The following is a 22,762-nucleotide window of genomic DNA, read 5'->3' as shown; positions in this document are numbered from 1 at the left end:
TATTGGGACATTTTGAGGTTTTAATGATTTCCAATACAGTCTGCTGAACTGGAATACTTACCTTTTAAATAATTTAAAATTTTGAAAGTAGTCTATCTATCTCAGATCTCTTAATACGAATAAGTCTTTTAGAAAGGTTTACAGCTCTAAGTTCTCCTATTTCAATTAGTCTATAGGTTGACCTTTCAGAAATATTAAGTAAAGTAGCTGTTTCTTTTACTGTTAAAAAATCTTTTACTTGAATAATTTCTAATGGCTCAAGTTTAACTTTTAAGGTTTCTTCATTTGATTTTCTAATCTTATCATTTTTCTTTCTTTTCTTATAAGCTATTTTTGCACATTTATCTCCACAAAAACGAGTTACAGTTGTCTTAGCTACAAAAGTCTTATTACAATTTTCACAAATTCTACTAACTCTAATATTTGAACTCATTCAATTCTATTTTGCTTCTATTTACATATATAAATAGACATAAATTAAAATAAGATTAATTAGTCGCCATAATTTCTCCTACAATTCAAATATAAATCAAAAAAACACAATCAGGTACAAAAGAAACTAAAAAATTATAAATTTTTATAAAAACAAAAAATACAAAAAAAACTCTTTTAATTGATTTTCAGTGATTTTAATTTAAAATACTTTAGTGTGTTTTATATGATTATTTACCGATACAGAAGTTAGCAAAAATATTACCCAAAAGATCATCACTAGTAATCTCACCTGTAATCTCTCCAAAATGATATAATGCTTGTCTAATATCTATTGCCATTAAATCTCCAGAAAGTCCTGTTTCTAAACCGTATTTTACTTTTTGGATTTCTTCAAAAGCTTTTAATAAAGCATCATAATGACGTGTGTTTGTGACAATAGTTTCGTTATTATTTAATGCGCCTGTATTAACAAAACCAATTAATTTGTCTTTTAAATCTTCTACACCTTCGTTATTTTTTGCCGAAATCATTAATGCTTCAATGTGTTGAATTGTATTTAAAGATTGTGACACTTCTTCTTTTTCTTCCTCTGATAATTGATCTACTTTATTGGCTATAATTAACATTGGTTTAAGCGGGAACTTGTTTTTAATCTTTTCTACTTCTACAATCAAACGTTCGCTTTGTGTTTTAAACTCGTTAGCAGAAAATAAAAAGACAACAACTTGTGCTTGGTCTATTTTCTCAAAAGTTTTTTTAATCCCAATATTTTCAACAACGTCTTTTGTATCTCTAATTCCTGCAGTATCTATAAACCTAAAACCGATACCGTTAATTACCAATTCATCTTCAATGGTATCTCTGGTTGTTCCTGCAATATCACTTACTATGGCACGTTCTTCGTTTAAAAGCGCATTAAGCAATGTAGATTTACCAACATTTGGCTCTCCGACAATTGCTACTGGTATTCCGTTTTTAATCACATTTCCTACGGCAAAACTGTCTATTAAGCGTTTTAAAACGAAAGAAATACGATCTACCAAATCTTTAAATTGTGTACGATCTGCAAACTCTACATCTTCTTCTGCAAAGTCTAATTCAAGTTCTATTAGAGAAGCAAAATTTAACAATTCTTCACGTAGCTTAGCTATTTCAGAAGAAAATCCGCCACGCATTTGCTGCATGGCAATTTGATGTGATGCTTCATTATCACTTGCAATTAAATCGGCTACAGCTTCGGCTTGGCTTAAATCTAGCTTTCCATTTAAAAAAGCACGTAAAGTAAATTCGCCAGGATTTGCCATTCGGCAACCTTTTCTTAAAAATAGCTGAATAATTTCTTGTTGAATATATACCGAACCATGACACGATACCTCAACTACATCTTCTCCTGTATAAGAATTTGGGTTTTTAAAAACCGATACTAAAACCTGATCTATCACACGGTTTTCGTCAATAATATGTCCCAAATGTATGGTATGCGTCTTTTGGTCGCTAAGCGACTTTTGGCTTTTTACAGACTTAAAATTATCTGCTGCTATCTTTATAGCGTCTTTACCCGATAATCTAATTATGGCAACTGCGCCAGCGCCAGAAGCGGTTGCTAAAGCTACTATGGTATCGTTGTATATCATAGTGCAAAAATATGCATATTTTATTCAACTTTTATAGTTTATATTTGTTGCAAACTTATTTGTAATGAAAAACACTTTAATATTATTTATTTCGGTTTTAGCATTGTTTTCTTGTAAAGAAGAAAAAAAGGAAATTACTGTTTTTGGGACTAACATTGGTGACTACGCACCAACTTTTACTGCGCCAACTCCTGATGGGGCTACTTTAAATATTAACGATATTGACGCCAAAGTCACTATTTTAGATTTTTGGGCTAGTTGGTGTGGACCATGCAGAAAAGAAAACCCAAACGTAGTTAGAATGTATAACCAATATCACGACAAAGGATTAGAAATTGTCGGAATTTCTTTAGATAAAGCACAGCAAAAAGACCGATGGTTAAAAGCTATCGAGCAAGATAAACTAACTTGGAAACATGTATCTAACCTACAAGGTTGGCAAGAGCCAATAGCACAAACCTATGGTGTAAGATCAATACCTGCTACTTACATTTTGGATAAAGACGGTAAGATTGTTGCAAAAAATCTACGTGGTAAAGCTTTAGAAGATAAAGTTGCTGAGTTATTAGCGAATTAAAATTTTTATTTCACTTTCGTGGAAAATCAAGAACTTCGATAAAACATCGGAGTTTTTTTATTTAGATTTTGCCTAACTTTTTCATTACAAACAATAAAATGATTGGTAATGCTAAAACAACAACCATTGTTAAATTAATTTGAAACAAGTACGGAACAAAAACTAAAGTAGTTACATAACCACCTATTGCGCCTCCAAAATGCGCATCATGCCCAATATTACCAATACGTTTTTTCATTCCGTAGATAGAATATAATAAATATCCAATACCAAAAACATAACCAGGAATTGGAACAGGAATAAAAAAGAAAAACAAACTCATATCTGGATTAAGCAGTATTGCAGCGTATAAAATACCTGTAACTGCTCCACTTGCTCCTACTGCACTGTAATGGTATTCATCTTTATGAAAATATAGCGACAATAATCCACCAGCAACTAAGCTAACTACGTAAATAATTATAAATTTAAGTGACCCAACATATGCAATTACATTGTTAGCAAAAAAATACAGCGTAATCATGTTAAATAACAAATGCTGTGTATTTACATGCAAAAAGCCAGAACTAAACAATCTAAATTGTTCGCCTCTTTTTATGGCACCAACATTAAATTTATACTTATCAAAAAAACCATAATCTTCAAATCCTTTGTAAGAAATTATGACGTTTGCAGCGATTATAATTATTGTAACAATTGCTAAATTACCCATTTCAATATTTAAGTTTCATTCAAATATACTATATATTTGCCAAGCTAAACTAAGAACGCACCATGCAATTTATTGCCTACATATTAATCTACCCTTTTTTGTGGTTAATCTCTATCTTACCTTTTAGATTACTTTATGCTTTTTCTGATGGATTGTACATTTTAATCTACCGTATTATTGGTTATAGAAAAAAAACCGTAAAGGAAAATTTAAGACTTGTTTTCCCTGAAAAATCTGAAGCTGAAATAAAAACCATAACAAAAAAATTCTATCATCATCTATGTGATATGGTTGTTGAAGCTATAAAATCTATGACTATTTCTGAAAAAGAAATGAAAAAACGCTTTAGGTTTAAAAATATAGAAGAGCTTAAAAAACACGAAAAAGAAGGTAGAAGTATTGTTATGATGACTGCGCATTATGCCAGTTGGGAATGGATTTTTATATTACAAACCTATATTAACTACACAGGTTATGCTATATACAAACGATTAAACAATAAGTATTTTGATCGTTTAGTAAAACGTATTAGAGCACGTTATAACTCTTATTTAATTACTACTAAAGAAACCTTTGAAGTTTTACAAAAAGCAAAGAATAAAGGCGAATTAACTATTAATGGCTTTGCTGCAGACCAAAGTCCTAAACCAGATAAAGCTTACCATTGGTTAAATTTTATGGGAATTAAAGTTCCTGTTTATACTGGTGCCGAATTAATGGCAAAACGCCTTGATATGACTGTAGTATTTTTTGCTGTTAAGCGTGTAAAAAGAGGTTATTATGAAACCACAATTACTACACTTGCAGAAAACCCTCATGATTTTAAAGATTATGAAATCACTGATCGTTTCTTTGAATTAGTAGAACAACAAATTTACGAAGCACCAGAATACTACCTATGGACTCATAAACGATGGAAACACAGAGATAAGGTACCAAAAGAGTTTATGTAAAACAAAAAATTTCAGAAAATAACATCATTGTATCTTCTGAAATTTCTTTTTTAAAACCTTTTTGTTTGTTTAGAAGTTTGGACTTAAACCATATTCTTCGTAAAATTTATCTAGTATTTCTACCACTTCATCTGCTGTATCTACTAAATGAATTAAGTCGATATCTCCAGGACTAATATTTTTAAAACTATCTAAAAGTGTTGTTTTAACCCAATCCATTAATCCTTCCCAAAATTCGGTACCAACTAATATAATCGGAAATTTTTCTATTTTGTTAGTTTGGATTAAAGTAATTGCTTCAAATAACTCGTCTAACGTTCCAAATCCTCCTGGCATAACTACAAAACCTTGAGAGTATTTTACAAACATTACTTTTCTTACAAAAAAGTAATCAAAATCTAAGCTTTTATCTGAGTCTATATAAGGATTATCATGTTGTTCAAAAGGTAATTCTATATTTAATCCTACAGATGTTCCGCCAGCTAAATGAGCTCCTTTGTTACCTGCTTCCATAATACCTGGTCCTCCACCAGTAATTACACCATAACCGGCATTAACGATTTTTGAAGCTACTTCTTCTGCTAATTTATAGTATTTATGATCTGGTTTTGTACGAGCAGATCCAAATATAGATACACTTGGTCCTATTGCACTCATTTTTTCAAATCCGTTAACAAACTCGCCCATGATTTTAAAAATCGCCCAAGAGTCGTTTGTTTTCTTTTCATTCCAACCTTTAGGATGTTGTTCTTTTCTCATATTTTAGTTTTAAAAAATTCAAACAAATTTAATAGATTTGAAAGGATTTAGCTGTTCTATTCACATTTTTTAAACAAAAAAAGACTAACATAATTGTTAGTCTTTATATAATATTCTATAAATGAATATATTATATTAAATTTTATAATGGTTTTTTTCCTGAAATAATGTTATAAAGTACTGCTATTACTGCAATTACTAATAGAACATGAATTAAACTTCCGGTTCCCATTCCTGAAACAATTCCGAAAAATCCAAGAACCCACATGATGATACAAATTACGGCTACTAGCCAAAGAATACTTCTCATAATATATTGGTTTTTAATGGTTAATGTTATTTAAAGTTACATATCTAAATCACCAATATATGTTAACAAAATCGTAATTAGCTAATTATTAAGAGTTTAATTCTTTCTTTAAAAAACGTGCTGTATGACTCTTTTTATGTTTTGCAACTTCTTCTGGTGTGCCTTCAGCAACCACTTGTCCGCCACCTTTACCGCCTTCATAACCTATATCAATTATGTAATCTACTGTTTTAATAACATCTAAATTATGCTCTATAATTAACACTGTATTACCTTTATTTGCTAATTTATTTAACACTTGCATTAACACTCTTATATCTTCAAAATGAAGTCCTGTTGTTGGCTCATCTAAAATGTAAAAAGTATTACCTGTATCACGTTTACTAAGCTCAGTTGCTAATTTTATACGTTGCGCTTCTCCACCAGAAAGCGTTGTACTTTGCTGTCCTAAAGTGATGTAACCTAATCCAACATCTTTTATGGTCTTAAGTTTTTTATGAATTTTAGGAATGTTTTCAAAAAAGTCTACCGCTTCATTAATGGTCATATCTAATACATCACTAATGCTTTTTCCTTTGTATCTTATTTCTAAAGTTTCGCGATTAAAGCGTTTACCTTGACACGTTTCACATTCTACATAAACATCTGGTAAAAAGTTCATTTCTATTACACGTAATCCGCCACCTTTACAGGTTTCACAACGTCCGCCAGCGACATTAAAACTAAATCTGCCTGGTTTATAACCACGTATCATCGCTTCTGGTATTTTGGCAAAAAGACTACGTATTTCGTCAAAAGTTTTGGTATAGGTTGCAGGATTACTTCGTGGTGTACGACCAATTGGCGATTGGTTAATATCAATCACTTTATCAATATGTTCTAAACCTTTTATGCTTTTGTAAGGCATTGGTTTTTTAACACCATTAAAATAATGCGCGTTTAAAATTGGATACAACGTTTCATTAATTAACGTCGATTTTCCGCTTCCTGAAACACCTGTAACACCTATCATTTTTCCTAATGGAAACTTTACAGAAACATTCTTTAAGTTATTACCTGTACAGCCTTTAAGCTCTAAAAACTTACCGTTACCTTCACGACGCTTTTTTGGGATTTCTATTTCCATTTTACCATTAAGGTATTGCGCTGTAATGGTGTTACCTTTTAATAACGCTTTTGGCGTACCTTCACTTATAATTTCTCCTCCATGTTTTCCTGCTCGTGGACCAATATCTATAACATGGTCGGCACGTTCTATCATATCTTTATCGTGCTCTACAACTATTACCGAATTACCAATATCACGTAAAGACACCAAACTGTTAATTAGCTTTTCATTATCGCGTTGATGTAAGCCAATACTAGGTTCGTCTAAAATATATAACACGCCAACTAACTGCGATCCTATTTGTGTTGCTAACCTTATACGTTGTGCTTCTCCACCAGATAAGGATTTTGAACTTCGGTTTAATGATAAATAATCTAATCCTACATCTAATAAAAATTGAATTCTGGCACGAATTTCCTTAATAATTTCTTCTGCAATTTTTAGTTGCGTTTTGCTTAAATGCTGTTCTAAATCACCAAACCAAGCAGAAAGCTCACTAATATCCATATTAGCTAGTTCGGCTATATTTTTTTCATTCACTTTAAAATAAAGCGACTCTTTACGCAATCTACTACCTTCACATTCTGGACATTCAATTTTGTCCATATATTCTTTTGCCCAACGTTTTAATGATGTTGATTCTGCAGTATTGTATTGGTTTTCAATAAAATTAGCGACACCTTCAAAATCTATTTTATAATCTCTGGTAATACCTAATGTCTTACTTTCCACAGAAAACTTCTCATTTCCGCCATACAAAATCACTTGTTTTGCTTCGTCTGGAATAGACTTGTAAGGATCTGTTAATTTAAAATTATAGCGTTGTGCAATAGTTTCTAACTGTTTAAAAATCCAGCTCTTTTTTTCTGGTCCATGTGGCGCTAATGCTCCAGATTTTATGGATAATGAATCATCCGGAATTATTTTTTTCTCGTTAACTTGATAAAAGGTTCCAATACCGTTACATTTTGGACAAGCACCTTTTGGCGAGTTAAAAGAAAAGTTGTTAGGTTCTGGATTTGGATAAGAAATCCCAGAACTTGGACACATCAAATTTCGGCTAAAATAACGTGCTTCTTGCGTATCTTGATCAATCACCATTAACACGTCATCACCATGATACATTGCTGTATTAATTGTCTCGGTTAAACGCTTATCGTTATCAACATTTTCATCTATCTTAAGGCGATCTATAACTATTTCTATATCGTGTGTTTTGTAACGATCTAGTTTCATGCCTTTAACCAAATCTCTAATTTCGCCATCTGTTCTCACCTTTACAAAACCTTGTTTTGCAATTTGCTCAAACAACTCGCGATAATGTCCTTTTCTAGATCTAATTACCGGCGCTAACACGTTAATGCGCTTACCTTTGTAACTTTCGGTAATTAATTTTTTGATTTGCTCATCACTGTAACTCACCATTTTTTCGCCTGTATTGTAACTGTAAGCGTCGCTACCTCTTGCAAATAATAATCGTAAAAAGTCGTAAATCTCGGTAATAGTACCAACGGTAGATCGTGGCGATTTGCTGGTTGTTTTTTGTTCTATAGCAATTACAGGCGACAAACCATCAATTTTATCTACATCTGGTCGTTCTAATCCGCCTAAAAATTGTCTAGCGTACGCCGAAAATGTTTCGATGTAACGACGTTGTCCTTCGGCATAAATGGTATCAAACGCTAAAGACGATTTTCCGCTTCCTGACAAACCAGTGATTACAACTAGTTTTTCTCGTGGAATGGTAACGTCTATATTTTTTAAGTTATGTGCTCTTGCGCCTTTAACTTCAATGTTTTCTTCAAAATTTGTCATAGCAATTTTTAGCAAATATCTGTGAATTGGCAAAGTTGCAAAGATACGGTTTTTATCACTCTTTTTGAAGTGCAATTAGTTATCATTTTCTTAATGAAGTCTTTGTGATTTTTTATATTTTCGTTGTCACGGAAATTAAAAAAACAGATACTAATGAAACTTTTAGGAATAGGATCAAGAATTAATCATACATCATACGGAAAAGGCGTTGTTACCAATGTAGATAGCCAACAATATTGGGTAACATTTATTGAAAACGGTTTAGAAACCATACCACTAGATGATGATTTTGAAACTATTGAAGCTGCCGAAAATGAGGTAGATACAGTTAGCTTTTTTGATATTGAAAGTAGCTTGGTAAGTATCTTAAAAAAATACAGTGATGTTTCTGAAGTTGTGCATATTGGCGACAAATGGAAAGGCGGCATTATGGAACTAAAACCAGCAGACCAAAACCTAAAAAGTAAAGAAATAAAAATTGAAGACTTTTTTCATAAAATAACGATGGTTCGTGATCGTTTGCGCGTTATGGAACAAAAAATAAATTCTAGCAATCTTGAAGAACAAGAAAAAATAGATTTACAGCAATATATTACTCGTATTTATGGTAGTTTAACAACGTTTAACGTCTTATTTAAACTGAAAGAACAACAGTTTGTTGGGCAGAAAAAGAAATAGTTAGCAGTTAGCAAAACTAAAATTATGCCTTTAAACTTTGCTTTTCTTAGTGGTTTTTCACTAATCATCTTAATGATAATTTATGAAATTCGTGTCTTTATTCTGACCTCGAAGTTTTAATACCATCCAACTCCAAACCTAAAAACATAAATTTATGAAAGGTTGGTAATTGCGCATTAGTTTCGGTAGTTTTCCAGTCGCTCCATGTTGCTTCTAAACCGCCAATTGGCAAGATATCTACCCACATTTGAAAGCTTTTAGGTTTATAATTATCGTCTAAATGCCATAAATAAGAATCGCCTGGTGTACTTCCGCCTTTTGTGTAAGTAACTAGCAGTCCTTCTTCTCCGTCTTCATTTTTGGCAATGCTGCGTTTTGTGCCAGCATCAAAAACTTTGTAAGGCGCTACTAACCAAAACGTATCGTTATTAAAATAATCTATTGCTTTTTGTATGTATTTGTCTTTTTCTACTCCATCATAGGCTTGATCTTGCACAAATACTTTGGAGTTGCTTTTGTCATTTAAATCTAATTCTACTTTAAAATGACTCCAAAACACATTACAAGTATTTTCTAATTTGTTCCATTGGTACTTGTGTCTTTGTTTAAAAGTAAACTCTATATAATCGGTGTTTTTATAAGCCTCGTAATCTAAAGCCTCTAACATTTTATTAGCTAAAATATCCGCTTTTTCTGTTGGGTTTATTTGAGGTAAATCTTCTGCATATTTAAAGTATACAAACCCGAAAAACAATAATGATGGTAGAGTAAAAAAGATAATTACTCCTAAAATTATTTTAAATATTTTCTTTGCTTTTATTGCCATAATATTGAGATTTTCAAAAAATTATTATTCGAAATTAAAATTGTTCTCGATACAATTTTCTGTTCTATTTCAATGCACTTATGCTCACTTCGACTACGCTCAGTGACCAACTTTTAATTACCATCTTTTAGTCGTTAAAAAAAATCACTCGAACTGACGTATTTGATATTTTAAAATCCAACTGCGGTATCGTCTCCTCTTGGATCTGCGCCACCTTCTAATTGCCCGTTTTCTTTTACTAAAATAGCATCTACTTTACCAATTACAGGTGTACGATTTGTATTTATAATATATCCTTTTTCTTCTAATGTATTAGTCAACTCTTCATTAAAAGCGTTTGGCTCTACTCTAATTTCGTCAGGTAACCATTGATGATGAAATCTAGGCGCTTCTACCGCTTCTTGCATACTCATGTCAAACTCATGCACATTAATTATAGCTTGCATCACGCTAGTGATAATGGTAGATCCGCCAGGTGTACCAACAACCATATATAATTTTCCGTCTTTTTCTACAATAGTTGGCGTCATAGAACTTAGCATACGTTTTTCAGGTAAGATACTGTTTGCTTCTGCTCCAATTAATCCGTACACATTTGGTTCGCCTGGTTTACTGGAAAAATCATCCATTTCGTTATTAAAAAAGAAACCTAAGCCTTCTGAATACAATTTAGACCCATAACCAGAGTTTAATGTTGTGGTTACCGCAACTGCATTACCAAATTGATCGACAATAGAATAATGTGTTGTTTCATCACTTTCAACAACCTGAACATCACCATGATTTATTTTAGATGAAGACGTTGCTGACTCAAAGCTAAAATCTTTCATCCTATTAGACGCGTAACTTTCGCTAATTAATTGGTTTTGCGGAATGTTTACAAAATCAGGATCGCCTAAATAAAAACTTCTATCGGCATACGCACGTCTTTCAGCTTCTGTAATTACTTGAATGGATTTAAGTGAGTTATGCCCAAATTCATCTAAATTATAAGGTTCAATTTGTTTCATAATTTGCGCTAAACAAATTCCACCACTTGATGGCGGCGACATTGAAATAATCTTTAAATCATCATAAGTAAATGTAATTGGATCTCGCCATTTGGCTTCATACTTTGCAAGATCTTCTTTAGTGATAATTCCGCCATTTCTTTGGATGAAATTAGCGATAGAATCTGCAATTTCACCTTTATAAAAGGCATCACGACCATCTATCATAATTTTAACCAATGTTTTTGCCATTTGTTTGTTTTTAATCGTATCACCAGCTTTCCATTGTTTAGCAAACAGAATGGTATCTTTATTAACTTCAAGAAAATCTTTTCGTTTTTCATCTAAAACAGCTTGTTGCTTTTTAGTGACCACAAAACCACCATTAGCCAAATCTATCACAGGTTGCATAATGGTTTGAATAGGCAAACTTCCAAACTTGTCGTGTACTGCAAATAATCCAGCAATAGTACCTGGCACGCCAACAGCCAATCCGCCTTTTGTACTTAAATTTGGGATGACATTACCCAAACTATCCAAATACATTTGTTTTGTAGCTGCAAGTGGCGCTTTTTCGCGATAATCTAACGCGCCAATAGTTCCGTTTTCAAGTCGGTAAACCATAAATCCGCCACCACCAATATTTCCAGCATAGGGATAACAAACCGCCAAAGCTAAATCGGTTGCTACCATAGCATCAAAAGCGTTTCCGCCTTTTTTTAGAATCTCTACTCCTATTTTTGAAGCTTCAGCTCTTGCTGAAACTATCATGGCTTTATCTGCAATTACACCTTCTTTTGTTAGTTTTTTGTCTTCTTTACAATTGAAAAATGAAAGGAAAATAATTATTAAAAGTAACCTATGTTTCATGATAATTCTTGGTTGATTTGGATTAGTTTTTCTTTTGAAAATGCGATTAGCTCATCAAAAAAAGAGGTGAATTCGGCTTCAAATTCGTCATAAAATAAATCAAGTTCTTTTGTGGCTAAATTCATTTGTGATCGATTTTTGGTGCGCTTATTCATTCCGTCTAATACTTTTGCTATGCCTTCTTTTGTCGCATAACTTAATAGCCAATTTCCTGAAATTAAATGCGGCATCATTTTTAGGATGCGTTGTGGTAAAATTTCGATATTATCGGTTAAAATTTGATAGAAATTTTCGGCATAATCTTCTAATGGCACATCAGAATATTTTGACCAGTTTTTGGCTAAAAAATGATCATATAAAATGTCTACAATGATGCCAGAATAATGTCCGTAATTTTCATGAAGCCTTTTGGTGCTTTGCCTAACTGTTGGATGCGCATCTGTAAAGGTATCAATTTGACGGTGTAATAATATACCTTTTTGAACTTCTATCGGGTATGTTTTATACTTTTTACCGCGTATTCCATCGGCTATAAAGTTACCAATTGTGACCATTTTGTTGTTTCCAGAAAGGTAAATATGCGCTAAGTAGTTCATTCAATAAATATATGTATTTTTAGCCTTTTAATTAAGAGATTTGAACAGATTACCAAACTTAGATGTTTTACGATTTATATTAGCCAGTTTAGTGATAATTTTTCACTTACCGCAATTATGTCGTAATCAAGGTCTTCCCTATTTTTTAGACGCACCAATTTTTAATCGCGGTGTTGAAGCTGTCTACATGTTTTTTGTTTTAAGTGGTTTTTTAATTATTAAAATAATTTATAACGATAAGTTACGGGACCGATTTTCGATTAGAAAATTTTATATAAGACGTATTTTAAGGATCTTTCCTTTATACTATCTTATTCTAATTTTCGGTTTTGTGTTTTATTGGCAAATATTACCTGTTATAGGTATTCCTTTTGAAAATAATTACAACCTAAGCAATGCGGTTTTATTAGGGACATTTTTTTTACCAAACGTGATGTCAAAACTATATATGCCTGGTGGAATTCTTGAAGTGTTATGGTCTATTGGTATTGAAGAACAGTTTTACATTTTCGTTGCGCCTTTACTTTTTATCATCAATAAACATCGAATATTACAAACGCTTTTAATATTAACAACGGTTTATTTTATAGTATTTCATCTTGAATTTTTTAATGTCTTACAGGAGTACATCATGGTATTTTTCTTCTTATTTTTTGGTGGAATTGTCGCCATACTTGAAGACAAAAAACAGTTAGAATTTTTAAAGAAAAGCGTGATTTTTCCTGTTTTAATAACCGTTTTAACAATCTTGTATTTTACAACGTCTTTATTTGAGTTTGAATCTGTTTTTCTTTTCAACTTAGTAACAATGTTACTTTTTGGAAGTTTTATTCATACCATTGCACACAATAATAAAAGTATAGAAATTAGAAACCGAATGCTAAATTATTTTGGACAGATTTCTTACGGAATTTACATGTTTCACGTTATCGCTTTAAACATAATCGTCTTTCTATTTTTAAAAGTAGAATGGTTAAAAACATTTAATGATAACATGACCATTATTTTAATTAATATTTTGACCTTTGCACTAACCATTTTTATGGCGCATTTGTCTTACAGATATTTTGAGACTTATTTTTTAAAACTGAAAAACAAATTTAGAGAATGACACTTATAAAATCTATATCAGGAATTAGAGGAACCATTGGCGGTAACGTTGGAGACAACTTAACACCAATTGATGCTGTAAAATTTGCTTCGGCTTACGGTACGTGGTTAAAACAACAACGCGATAAAACAGATTATAAAGTCGTAGTTGGTCGCGATGCACGTTTGTCTGGTGATATGATCCAGAATTTAGTGATGAATACACTAGTAGGTTTAGGTATTAACGTAGTTGATTTAGGGTTATCTACAACACCAACTGTAGAACTTGCCGTACCAATGGAACACGCAGATGGCGGCATTATTTTAACTGCAAGTCATAACCCAAAACAATGGAACGCTCTAAAGTTGCTTAATGCTAAAGGTGAATTTTTAAATGGTAAAGAAGGTCAAAAAATATTAGAAATTGCCGAGTCTGATAACATGACGTTTGCAGAAGTTGATGATTTAGGTAAAATCACTAAAAACGACGCTTACTTTGATTTGCATGTTGAGGAAGTTTTAGCATTAGATTTAGTGAATAAAAAAGCAATTGAAGACGCTAATTTTAAGGTTGTTGTTGATGGTGTAAATAGTACTGGCGGTATTGCTATTCCTTTACTTTTAGAACATTTAGGTGTAGAAACTGTTAAATTATATTGTGATCCAACAGGTCATTTTCCTCATAACCCAGAACCTTTAAAAGAACATTTAGGCGATTTAAGTGATGCTGTAAAAAAACATAATGCAGACTTTGGTATTGTTGTAGATCCAGACGTAGATCGTTTAGCTTTTATGGATGAAAACGGAAATATGTTTGGTGAAGAATATACGCTTGTTGCTTGTGCCGACTGGGTTTTAAGTCAAACACCTGGAAATACTGTAAGCAACATGAGCTCGACTAGAGCCTTAAGAGATGTTACCGAAAAGCATGGCGGAACTTATGAAGCTTCTGCTGTTGGAGAAGTAAATGTGGTTGAATTAATGAAGAAAAACAACGCCGTTATTGGTGGCGAAGGTAATGGCGGAATTATCTATCCAGCTTCTCATTACGGTCGTGATGCTTTAGTTGGAGTAGCTTTATTTTTAAGTCTTTTAGCTGATAAAAAAATGAGTGTTAGCGAACTTAGAAAAACTTACACTAGCTACTTTATGAGTAAGAAAAAGATAGAATTAACGCCTACTTTAGATGTTGATGCTATTTTAAAAGCAATGGAAGATAAATACAGTAATGAAAATTTAACCACTATTGATGGTGTAAAAATTGACTTTGCTGAAAGTTGGGCTCATCTAAGAAAAAGTAACACAGAACCCATTATTAGAATATATACCGAAGCTAAATCTCAAGAAGCAGCAGATACTTTAGCAGAAAAAATCATTTCAGAAATTAAAGAAATTGCTAATATTTAGTATATTATAGCTTAAAATTTTCAGGTTATGTACACAACAAACGCTAAAAGAACCGAAACTTCTAAACTAGAAACTTATTTCTCTCAGTTTAGAAAACATATTATAGGAATAGACCAAGAATTTGAATCACCTTACGGAACACAAAAAATGGTTTATACAGATTGGACAGCTTCTGGTAGATTGTACAGACCAATAGAAGAAAAGATAATCAACCATTTTGGTCCTTTCGTAGCTAATACACATACGGAAACTACTGTGTCTGGTACTGCTATGACTAATGCTTATCATAAAGCAAGACAAATCATTAAGGGACATGTAAACAGTAATAAAGATGATGTTTTAATTGTTGCTGGAAATGGTATGACAAGCGTTGTCAATAAGTTTCAACGTATTTTAGGACTAAAAGTCCCTGAAAATTTAAGCAAATACACTAAAATACCAAACGAGATAAGACCTGTTGTGTTTGTTACACATATGGAGCATCACTCTAACCAAACTTCATGGTTAGAAACTATGGCAAAAGTAGAAGTTATTCCTGCAGGAGAAGACGGTTTATTCTGCATGAAAAACCTTGAAATCTTACTTGAACAATACAAAGACTGTCCATTAAAAATCGCTTCTGTAACTGCCGCATCTAACGTTACTGGTTTAAAAACACCTTATCACCAAATTGCTAAAACAATGCATCAACATGGTGGTGTTTGTTTTGTAGATTTTGCGTGTGCTGCACCTTATGTAGATATTAATATGCATCCAGAAGATGAAGACGCTTATTTAGACGCTGTATTTTTCTCTCCTCATAAATTCTTAGGCGGACCTGGAACATCTGGTGTTTTGGTTTTCAATAAAAAATTATACAAAAATATGATTCCCGATTGTCCTGGTGGCGGTACCGTAAGCTGGACAAATCCTTGGGGAGAACACAAATATATTGATAGTATCGAAGACCGTGAAGATGGCGGTACACCAGGTTTTTTACAAACTATTAAAACGGCTTTAGCTATAAAGCTAAAAGACCAAATGGGCGTAAAAAATATTTTAGATAGAGAACACGAAATGTCACATCATATCTTTAAAAGCTTAAAAAACATTGAAAATTTACATGTTTTAGCTGCAGAGCATGAAGATAGATTAGGAGTGTTTTCATTCTATATTGAAGATTTACACTTCAATTTAGGTGTAAAATTATTAAATGATAAATTTGGAATACAAACACGTGGCGGATGCAGTTGTGCTGGTACTTACGGACATTACTTATTACACGTAGACAAAGAAAAATCTCATTCTTTAACTTGTGAAATTACAGCTGGTGACTTATCTCAAAAACCAGGTTGGATACGTATGTCTATTCACCCAACAACCACTTGTGCTGAAGTAGATTATGTATGCGAAAGCATAGAAGCTTTAGCCAAAAACCACAAAGAATGGGCTAAAGACTATGAATACAACAAAGCTAATAACGAGTTTATCCATAAAACATACATACCAAAGCAAACAACTAAAGTTAAAGATTGGTTTGAATTGTAATGTTTTTAAAATGAAGTCTTTTTATGTGTTAATCACTACTTTTGTTTTATTTACTTCTTGTGCTAAAAAAACACTTTTATCTGAATATAAGGAGGAAATATCCGCACTAAAAACTGATCAGGACATAGAAGACTATTGGAAAGATCTTTTAGACCAAGATCAGAACGCATTATATAAAGATAATTACATAGCAAAACAACACGATTCTCTAACCATTACGCACATGATTAAGTCTGCGTTAATGATTGAAATTCATGGCTTAGAACACTATCTTCCTAATAATAGTGTTGTAGAAATGCACCATATTCATAATTATTTTGGACCTTCACAAATTGCTTATTGGCCAATTATAAAAACTTGCGCTAATGCAAGAGGTAATCAAAAATTAATTCAATATCCAGCTTATCAGTTAGAAGGTATTTCTTTAACATTTTATAACTACTCTGTTTATGGCGAAAGCAATAAACATCAATCATTACTTGAAAAACTAAATAAGATAAATAGCAACACAGTAAGTAAAGACTTATATGAAGCTTTTTTATATCAACTTAAACTTCAAAAGCTAAAAGAAATTGAAGTTATAGGCAAATGGCACCTTCAATCTTTTAAAACAGAAAAAGAAGATGGTTATTTTGAATTTGTAAAAATGAACGATGATAATTTGTATTATAGAAAACATAAAAGAATTCAAAAATTAAAGCTTGTAAAGACTTCTAACAACATTAAATATTACAGAGTTGAAAAAGAACCTTTTGGTTGGCAATTTGTTTTAGACCATAATGGCCAATTATCATTAAATGATGAAACCAATAGTGTATTAATTTCGTATTCTATATACAAGGACTAGAGAAAATCTCTAAAACAAACATTTTCAATCAATTAAAACAATATTGATTTTCTTTCGTTATAATTTTTAAAAAAAATTGTTGTTCACTGTACATTTTTAAATTTGAAAACATTATTTTCAAGAAAAAAGTATTGCTATAACTTTTAAAAGCTATTAAAAAGAAAATTGAAATTTAAATACACTCTCATCATAATTTGCCTGTTTTCCATTTCGGCGCTAAGCCAAAATAAAATGGACATTAATGCTGTGTTTGACACAAACAATCACAGTATTGCAATCACTCAAAACATTACTTATTATAATAATTCTAACAAGGTTTTAGATACTATTTATCTTAACGATTGGAGTCATAGTTATTCTTCCAAAACATCTCCCTTAGCCGAGCGTTTTGCAGACGAGTTTAAAACCGTTTTTCATTTTGCTAAAAACGAAGATAGAGGTTACACTGCCATAACAAGCATAAGCCAAGATATTAATGCCTTATTTTTTGACCGTTTAGATAAGAAACATATAGATGTTATTAAAGTTGCTTTAAAAGAGCCGTTACAACCTAAAAGCAGTTATAATTTAACTTTAAACTACATTGTACAAATACCAAACAATAAATTTACACGCTATGGTGTAACAGATGATGGTCAATATAATTTACGCTTTTGGTATATTACTCCTGCTATTTTTGATGGTAAATGGCATTATTACAGCAATAAAGATTTAGACGATTTATACTTACCAAAATCTGATGTTAATCTAACAGTAACCTACCCAAAATCCTTTACTCCTATATCTGAATTAAACACCTTAAAAAATACAACAAGAGGAGACAATGTTACTACTGTTTTGCAAGGAAAAGATGTTTTAACGACCAAGTTTTCTTTAGTTAAAAACAATGATTACAAAACTGTAGAAACAGACTTTTTTAACATCAAATCTAATATTGATACTGAAGATTTAGACCCTGCTGAAGTCGCTATTGTTACAGATAGAGTAACTCAATTTATTAATAAAAACTTGGGTGAGTATCCTCATGATAAAATGTTATTAACCTGGATAGATTATAAAAAAGATCCAATTTACGGTCTTAACTTATTACCAGATTTTATAAGACCGTTTGACGATACATTTCAGTACGAACTAAAAATCTTAAAAACAGCACTAAGAAGCTATTTAGAAAACACATTGCTAATCAACCCAAGAAAGGATCAATGGATTTTGGATGGCATTCAGATTTACTATTTAATGAAATATGTAGAAGAAAACTATCCAAATCAAAAAATACTTGGTAAGCTAGCTAATATTTGGGGAGTTCGCGCATTTCATGCATCAGATTTAGAATTTAATGACCAATATCCATTTTTATACATGCACATGGCACGTACCAATCTAGATCAACCACTAGATATGCCTAAAGACAGCTTACTTAAGTTTAATAAAAACATATCTAATAAATATAAAGCTGCTGTTGGACTTAATTATTTAAATGATTATGTAGGAGATAAAACCATTGAAAATAGTATTTCTGAATTTGTTAAAACCAGAAAAATGAAACCAATTTCTGCTTTAGATTTTGAGAATTTCATTAGAAATAAGACTAGCAAAAATTTAGATTGGTTTTTTGAAGATTATGTCTCTACAAGTAAAAAAATAGATTATCGTATAAAAAGAGTTAAAAAAACTGAAGACTCTTTAGAAATTACAATAAAAAACATTCGTGACAACACAATGCCAATTGCCTTGTTTAAACTAAAAAATGATACGGTAATTTCTAAACAATGGATTGAAGGTTTTAAAGGCACAAAAAAAATAAAAGTAGAAAAAACTGAAGCTGATCAATTAGCTTTAAACTATGATAATGTTGCGCCAGAATTTAATCAACGTAATAATTTTAAAAAACTTGATGGTTTTTTCTTAACCAATAAACCATTACAGTTTAGACTATTTAAAGATATAGAAGACCCAAATTATAGCCAAGTCTTTTTTATGCCAGAGTTTGAGTATAATTTTTATGATGGTCTTTCACCTGGATTAAAACTTTATAACAAAACCTTATTAAGCAAAAGACTTAATTACAAAATAAGCCCAAAGTTTGGTATAAAAAGTAAACAATTAGTCGGTAGTGCATCTGTATCGTATTCTGCAAGACCAGAAAACTCTAATAATTTTAGAACACGTTATGGTATATCTGGTAATTACTACAATTATGCACCAAATTTATCATATACAAGCTTTACTCCTTATATAGATTTTATATTTAGAGACCATAAAAACTTAAGAGATAATAAAAGAGAATATCTAAATTTTAGATATGTTAATATTGACCGAGAAGTTGATCCAACAGGCGAATTTGAAACCGATGGAGAGCCTAAATATGGTGTTTTTAATGCTAGATATAGTATTAACGATAGAAATTTAAAAGAAACAAAATACTTCAACATAGACTTACAACTCTCTAAAGATTTTGGTAAAGCATCTACCACGCTAGAATTTAGAACTCTTACCGAAAAAAACAATCAATTTAATTTAAGGGTTTTCTCTGGTGTTTTCTTGTATAATCAAACCTATCAAGATTCTGACTTTTTTAGCTTTGCTTTAGACAGACCAACAGATTACCTATTTGATTATGATTATTTAGGACGTAGTGAAGAACAAGGCTTATTAAGCCAGCAGTTAATTATTGCAGAAGGTGGATTTAAATCAAAATTAGAGCAACAATTCGCCAATCAATGGATTACAACTGTAAACACAAGTGCTACAATTTGGCGTTATATAATGGCGTATGGAGATGTTGGAGTTATAAAGAGTCAAAACCTAAGCCCTAAATTTGTATACGATTCTGGTATTCGACTTAATCTTGTAGAAGATTATTTTGAAATATACCTTCCTGTTTATTCCAATTTAGGTTGGGAAATTGGTCAACCAAACTACGACCAAAAAATACGATTTATTGTCACACTTTCGCCTCAAACCTTATTAGGTTTATTTACAAGAAGATGGTATTAAAAACACCTGTTATTTGAAGTTTTTAGATATTAAAAAATCCTTAACCAAAATTGATATTTCTTTTAAATAATAAGAAATTAACAAAATTTCACTTATTTAATTTAATTTTTCGTATTATTTTAAGATAATCACACATTGCAAAAATCAGATTTAATGCCTATTTTTGCAAGTAACTTATTCCTATATTATGCAAGCAAAAACTAACACAAAAAAAGACCTTTCTTTTGAAGACTTTAAAACAGAAGTCCTTAACGATTATAAAGTAGCTGTAACCAGTAGAGAATGTAGCTTACTTGGTCGTAGAGAAGTGTTGACTGGTAAAGCAAAATTCGGGATTTTTGGTGACGGTAAAGAAGTACCTCAACTAGCATTAGCTAAAGCTTTTAAAAATGGCGATTTTAGATCTGGATACTATCGTGACCAAACGTTTATGATGGCTATCGGAGAGCTAAACATAGAACAATTTTTTGCTGGTTTGTATGCTAATACAGATCTTAAAGAAGAGCCTATGAGTGCTGGTAGACAAATGGGCGGACATTTTACCACACATAGCTTAGATGAAAACGGAAACTGGAAAGATCTAACTAAACAAAAAAACTCAAGCTCAGATATCTCTCCTACTGCAGGACAAATGCCAAGACTATTAGGATTAGCACAAGCTTCTAAAATATATAGAAATGTAGACGGTATAGATGCTGCAAAATTTTCTAATAAAGGTAACGAAGTTGCTTGGGGAACCATTGGTAATGCAAGTACAAGTGAAGGTTTGTTTTTTGAAACCATTAATGCTGCAGGAGTTTTACAAGTACCAATGGTAATTAGTGTTTGGGATGATGAATACGGAATTTCTGTTCATGCAAAACATCAAACTACAAAAGAAAATATATCTGAAATTTTAAAAGGATTTCAACGCGATAAAGACAATGAAGGTTATGAAATTTTACGCGTAAAAGGTTGGGATTACGTTAACCTAATCGAAACATATGAAATGGCAGGAAAAATTGCAAGAGAAGAGCACGTTCCTGTCCTTATCCATGTGCTAGAATTAACGCAACCTCAAGGTCACTCGACTTCAGGCTCTCATGAACGTTACAAATCTCAAGACCGTTTGTCTTGGGAAAGAGAACATGATTGCAACGTAAAAATGCGTGAATGGATGATTGCGCATAACATTGCTACAGAAGATGAGCTTGAAACCCTTGAAAAAAATATAAAAAAGCAAGTAAGAGATGGTAAAAAAGCTGCTTGGACAAGCTACTTAAAACCAATTCTTGAAGAAAAAACAGAAGTCATTTCATTATTAACACAATTAGCAACAACTAGTTCTAATAAAGTTTTTATTGAAAAACTTGCTAACGAGCTTAAAGACATAAAAGAACCTAACCGTAAAGACGTCATTTCTTCAGCTAGAAAAGCTTTACGTTATGTAATATCTGAAGAAAGCGAAGCTAAAAACCAATTACTAAATTGGGTAGAGAATTACTTTGCCAAAATACAACCTAAATACAGCTCAGACCTTTTAAACGAAACAGAAACAGCTGCAATTCACGTTAAGGAAGTAAAACCAACTTACGATGATAATCCTGAGCAAGTAGATGGTCGTGTAGTAATACGTGATAATTTTGATGCTATTTTTAATAAATATCCTGAAACATTAATTTTTGGTGAAGATTCTGGTAATATTGGTGATGTAAACCAAGGTTTAGAAGGGTTACAAGAAAAATATGGCGAATTACGCGTAGCAGACGCTGGTATTAGAGAAGCAACAATTGTAGGGCAAGGTATTGGTATGGCTATGCGAGGCTTACGTCCTATTGCAGAAATTCAATATCTGGACTACATAATGTATGCGCTACAAATTATTAGTGACGATTTAGCTACAGTAAGATACCGAACAAAATCTACACAAAAAGCACCTTTGATTGTACGTACTCGTGGACATAGATTAGAAGGTATTTGGCATTCTGGATCACAAATGGGTGGTATTTTAAATCTTGTAAGAGGCGTACATGTTTTAGTACCAAGAAATATGACTAAAGCAGCTGGTTTTTATAACACGTTATTAGAAAGTGATGAACCAGCAATAATTGTAGAATGTCTTAATGGATATCGTTTAAAAGAACCTATGCCAAATAATATAGGTGAATTTAAAACGCCTTTAGGTGTTGTAGAAACTATAAAAGAAGGAACTGATATTACACTAGTTTCTTACGGCTCTACACTTAGAATAGTTGAGCAAGCAGCTAAAGAATTATTAGAAGTTGGTATAGATGCAGAAATTATTGATGTACAATCTTTATTGCCTTTTGACTTAAATCAAGATATCGTAAAAAGTGTAGCAAAAACAAATCGCCTAATGGTCATTGATGAAGATATGCCAGGCGGAGCATCTGCATACATTTTAGATCAAATTATAAATAAACAAGGCGCTTTTAAATACTTAGATAGCGTACCAAAAACATTAGCAGCAAAACCTCATAGACCAGCTTATGGTACAGATGGCGATTATTTTTCAAAACCATCTGTTGAAGATGTTTTTGAAGCTATTTATGATGTAATGCATGAGTCTAATCCTACTAATTTTCCTAAATTAAGGTAGGTAATTTTAAGTTTTAATTAAAAAAAGCGCATCT

The 22,762-nt window shown here is 31.8% G+C and carries 18 protein-coding genes; 9 read left to right on the top strand and 9 right to left on the bottom strand.

All coding sequences use genetic code 11. The features are described from left to right. Window positions 1-73: 73 nt before the first annotated feature. Window positions 74-433 (bottom strand): helix-turn-helix domain-containing protein, encoded by a 360-nt coding sequence (locus tag INR78_RS10825; RefSeq protein ID WP_106678578.1) that lies wholly within the window; start codon window positions 431-433, stop codon window positions 74-76. Window positions 434-662: 229 nt separating this feature from the next. Beyond that, window positions 663-2,069: a tRNA uridine-5-carboxymethylaminomethyl(34) synthesis GTPase MnmE gene (gene mnmE, locus INR78_RS10820; protein WP_106678580.1), complete on the bottom strand. Its 1,407-nt coding sequence runs from the start codon at window positions 2,067-2,069 to the stop codon at window positions 663-665. A 64-nt stretch (window positions 2,070-2,133) separates the two neighbouring features. Between mnmE and INR78_RS10815 the strand changes: the two genes are divergently transcribed. Further along, the gene (locus INR78_RS10815; RefSeq protein WP_106678582.1) at window positions 2,134-2,646 is read left to right on the top strand and encodes a peroxiredoxin; all 513 of its coding nucleotides are present in this window, start codon (window positions 2,134-2,136) and stop codon (window positions 2,644-2,646) included. A 61-nt stretch (window positions 2,647-2,707) separates the two neighbouring features. Here the strand turns inward: INR78_RS10815 and INR78_RS10810 are convergent, their stop codons facing one another. Continuing rightward, the gene (locus INR78_RS10810) at window positions 2,708-3,358 is read right to left on the bottom strand and encodes a rhomboid family intramembrane serine protease (RefSeq protein ID WP_027879777.1); all 651 of its coding nucleotides are present in this window, start codon (window positions 3,356-3,358) and stop codon (window positions 2,708-2,710) included. A gap of 62 nt (window positions 3,359-3,420) precedes the next feature. Between INR78_RS10810 and INR78_RS10805 the strand changes: the two genes are divergently transcribed. Further along, a complete protein-coding gene (locus tag INR78_RS10805) occupies window positions 3,421-4,311 on the top strand; it encodes a lysophospholipid acyltransferase family protein (RefSeq protein ID WP_223076527.1) in 891 nt (296 codons plus the stop codon). A gap of 69 nt (window positions 4,312-4,380) precedes the next feature. Here the strand turns inward: INR78_RS10805 and INR78_RS10800 are convergent, their stop codons facing one another. The 3 genes from INR78_RS10800 to uvrA form a co-directional block, all read right to left on the bottom strand. Further along, window positions 4,381-5,070 (bottom strand): TIGR00730 family Rossman fold protein, encoded by a 690-nt coding sequence (locus INR78_RS10800; protein ID WP_027879775.1) that lies wholly within the window; start codon window positions 5,068-5,070, stop codon window positions 4,381-4,383. Between the two features lie 142 nt (window positions 5,071-5,212). Continuing rightward, entirely contained in the window at window positions 5,213-5,380 is a 168-nt protein-coding gene (locus INR78_RS10795) for a lmo0937 family membrane protein (protein ID WP_223076526.1), read from the bottom strand. A gap of 88 nt (window positions 5,381-5,468) precedes the next feature. Next, window positions 5,469-8,303, bottom strand: coding sequence for an excinuclease ABC subunit UvrA (gene uvrA / locus INR78_RS10790; RefSeq protein ID WP_223076525.1), 2,835 nt, complete (start codon window positions 8,301-8,303; stop codon window positions 5,469-5,471). 153 nt (window positions 8,304-8,456) lie between these two features. Here uvrA and INR78_RS10785 point away from each other — a divergent pair, with 153 nt between their 5' ends. Further along, window positions 8,457-8,981, top strand: a complete 525-nt coding sequence (locus tag INR78_RS10785) for a hypothetical protein (RefSeq protein ID WP_223076524.1) — start codon at window positions 8,457-8,459, stop codon at window positions 8,979-8,981. A 97-nt stretch (window positions 8,982-9,078) separates the two neighbouring features. Here INR78_RS10785 and INR78_RS10780 read toward each other — a convergent pair whose 3' ends face one another. The 3 genes from INR78_RS10780 to INR78_RS10770 all read right to left on the bottom strand — a co-directional run bounded on the left by INR78_RS10780 (window position 9,079) and on the right by INR78_RS10770 (window position 12,262). Further along, a complete protein-coding gene (locus tag INR78_RS10780) occupies window positions 9,079-9,807 on the bottom strand; it encodes a hypothetical protein (RefSeq protein ID WP_223076523.1) in 729 nt (242 codons plus the stop codon). Between the two features lie 170 nt (window positions 9,808-9,977). Then, window positions 9,978-11,666 carry a gamma-glutamyltransferase gene (gene ggt, locus INR78_RS10775; RefSeq protein WP_223076522.1) on the bottom strand — a complete coding sequence of 563 codons (1,689 nt, stop codon included), beginning with the start codon at window positions 11,664-11,666 and terminating at the stop codon, window positions 9,978-9,980. Further along, window positions 11,663-12,262 (bottom strand): ACP phosphodiesterase, encoded by a 600-nt coding sequence (locus INR78_RS10770; RefSeq protein ID WP_223076521.1) that lies wholly within the window; start codon window positions 12,260-12,262, stop codon window positions 11,663-11,665. Before INR78_RS10770 ends, ggt begins: the two co-directional genes overlap by 4 nt. Window positions 12,263-12,302: 40 nt before the next feature. On the opposite strand from INR78_RS10770, the gene INR78_RS10765 reads away from it, so the two are divergent. From INR78_RS10765 to INR78_RS10740, 6 genes are all read left to right on the top strand, one after another. After that, window positions 12,303-13,373, top strand: a complete 1,071-nt coding sequence (locus tag INR78_RS10765; protein WP_223076520.1) for an acyltransferase — start codon at window positions 12,303-12,305, stop codon at window positions 13,371-13,373. Continuing rightward, window positions 13,370-14,758 carry a phosphoglucosamine mutase gene (gene glmM, locus INR78_RS10760; protein WP_223076519.1) on the top strand — a complete coding sequence of 463 codons (1,389 nt, stop codon included), beginning with the start codon at window positions 13,370-13,372 and terminating at the stop codon, window positions 14,756-14,758. Before INR78_RS10765 ends, glmM begins: the two co-directional genes overlap by 4 nt. A gap of 27 nt (window positions 14,759-14,785) precedes the next feature. After that, a complete protein-coding gene (locus tag INR78_RS10755; protein ID WP_223076518.1) occupies window positions 14,786-16,285 on the top strand; it encodes an aminotransferase class V-fold PLP-dependent enzyme in 1,500 nt (499 codons plus the stop codon). 10 nt (window positions 16,286-16,295) lie between these two features. Then, complete coding sequence (locus tag INR78_RS10750) at window positions 16,296-17,132, top strand: hypothetical protein (RefSeq protein WP_223076517.1); 837 nt, start codon at window positions 16,296-16,298, stop codon at window positions 17,130-17,132. A 231-nt stretch (window positions 17,133-17,363) separates the two neighbouring features. Next, window positions 17,364-20,129 carry a metalloprotease gene (locus tag INR78_RS10745; RefSeq protein ID WP_255593065.1) on the top strand — a complete coding sequence of 922 codons (2,766 nt, stop codon included), beginning with the start codon at window positions 17,364-17,366 and terminating at the stop codon, window positions 20,127-20,129. Between the two features lie 187 nt (window positions 20,130-20,316). Next, the gene (locus INR78_RS10740; RefSeq protein WP_223076515.1) at window positions 20,317-22,728 is read left to right on the top strand and encodes a thiamine pyrophosphate-dependent enzyme; all 2,412 of its coding nucleotides are present in this window, start codon (window positions 20,317-20,319) and stop codon (window positions 22,726-22,728) included. Window positions 22,729-22,762 lie beyond the last annotated feature (34 nt).

The sequence above is a fragment of the Mesoflavibacter sp. SCSIO 43206 genome (assembly GCF_019904215.1).
In the GTDB taxonomy this organism is placed as follows: Bacteria; Bacteroidota; Bacteroidia; order Flavobacteriales; family Flavobacteriaceae; genus Mesoflavibacter; species Mesoflavibacter zeaxanthinifaciens.
Note: the sequence above shows the minus strand (reverse complement) of the source record. Positions and strands in the feature narration are given on the sequence as shown.

What these genes read in the sequence shown, in the direction of transcription:
- INR78_RS10745 (WP_255593065.1), top strand. Translation starts at nt 17,364, where the DNA reads ATGGACATTAATGCTGTGTTTGACACAAACAATCACAGTATTGCAATC.
- INR78_RS10810 (WP_027879777.1), bottom strand. Translation starts at nt 3,358, where the DNA reads ATGGGTAATTTAGCAATTGTTACAATAATTATAATCGCTGCAAACGTC.
- INR78_RS10740 (WP_223076515.1), top strand. Translation starts at nt 20,317, where the DNA reads ATGCAAGCAAAAACTAACACAAAAAAAGACCTTTCTTTTGAAGACTTT.
- INR78_RS10795 (WP_223076526.1), bottom strand. Translation starts at nt 5,380, where the DNA reads ATGAGAAGTATTCTTTGGCTAGTAGCCGTAATTTGTATCATCATGTGG.
- mnmE (WP_106678580.1), bottom strand. Translation starts at nt 2,069, where the DNA reads ATGATATACAACGATACCATAGTAGCTTTAGCAACCGCTTCTGGCGCT.
- INR78_RS10805 (WP_223076527.1), top strand. Translation starts at nt 3,421, where the DNA reads ATGCAATTTATTGCCTACATATTAATCTACCCTTTTTTGTGGTTAATC.
- INR78_RS10815 (WP_106678582.1), top strand. Translation starts at nt 2,134, where the DNA reads ATGAAAAACACTTTAATATTATTTATTTCGGTTTTAGCATTGTTTTCT.
- ggt (WP_223076522.1), bottom strand. Translation starts at nt 11,666, where the DNA reads ATGAAACATAGGTTACTTTTAATAATTATTTTCCTTTCATTTTTCAAT.
- INR78_RS10785 (WP_223076524.1), top strand. Translation starts at nt 8,457, where the DNA reads ATGAAACTTTTAGGAATAGGATCAAGAATTAATCATACATCATACGGA.
- INR78_RS10755 (WP_223076518.1), top strand. Translation starts at nt 14,786, where the DNA reads ATGTACACAACAAACGCTAAAAGAACCGAAACTTCTAAACTAGAAACT.
- INR78_RS10825 (WP_106678578.1), bottom strand. Translation starts at nt 433, where the DNA reads ATGAGTTCAAATATTAGAGTTAGTAGAATTTGTGAAAATTGTAATAAG.
- uvrA (WP_223076525.1), bottom strand. Translation starts at nt 8,303, where the DNA reads ATGACAAATTTTGAAGAAAACATTGAAGTTAAAGGCGCAAGAGCACAT.
- INR78_RS10800 (WP_027879775.1), bottom strand. Translation starts at nt 5,070, where the DNA reads ATGAGAAAAGAACAACATCCTAAAGGTTGGAATGAAAAGAAAACAAAC.
- INR78_RS10770 (WP_223076521.1), bottom strand. Translation starts at nt 12,262, where the DNA reads ATGAACTACTTAGCGCATATTTACCTTTCTGGAAACAACAAAATGGTC.
- glmM (WP_223076519.1), top strand. Translation starts at nt 13,370, where the DNA reads ATGACACTTATAAAATCTATATCAGGAATTAGAGGAACCATTGGCGGT.
- INR78_RS10750 (WP_223076517.1), top strand. Translation starts at nt 16,296, where the DNA reads ATGAAGTCTTTTTATGTGTTAATCACTACTTTTGTTTTATTTACTTCT.
- INR78_RS10780 (WP_223076523.1), bottom strand. Translation starts at nt 9,807, where the DNA reads ATGGCAATAAAAGCAAAGAAAATATTTAAAATAATTTTAGGAGTAATT.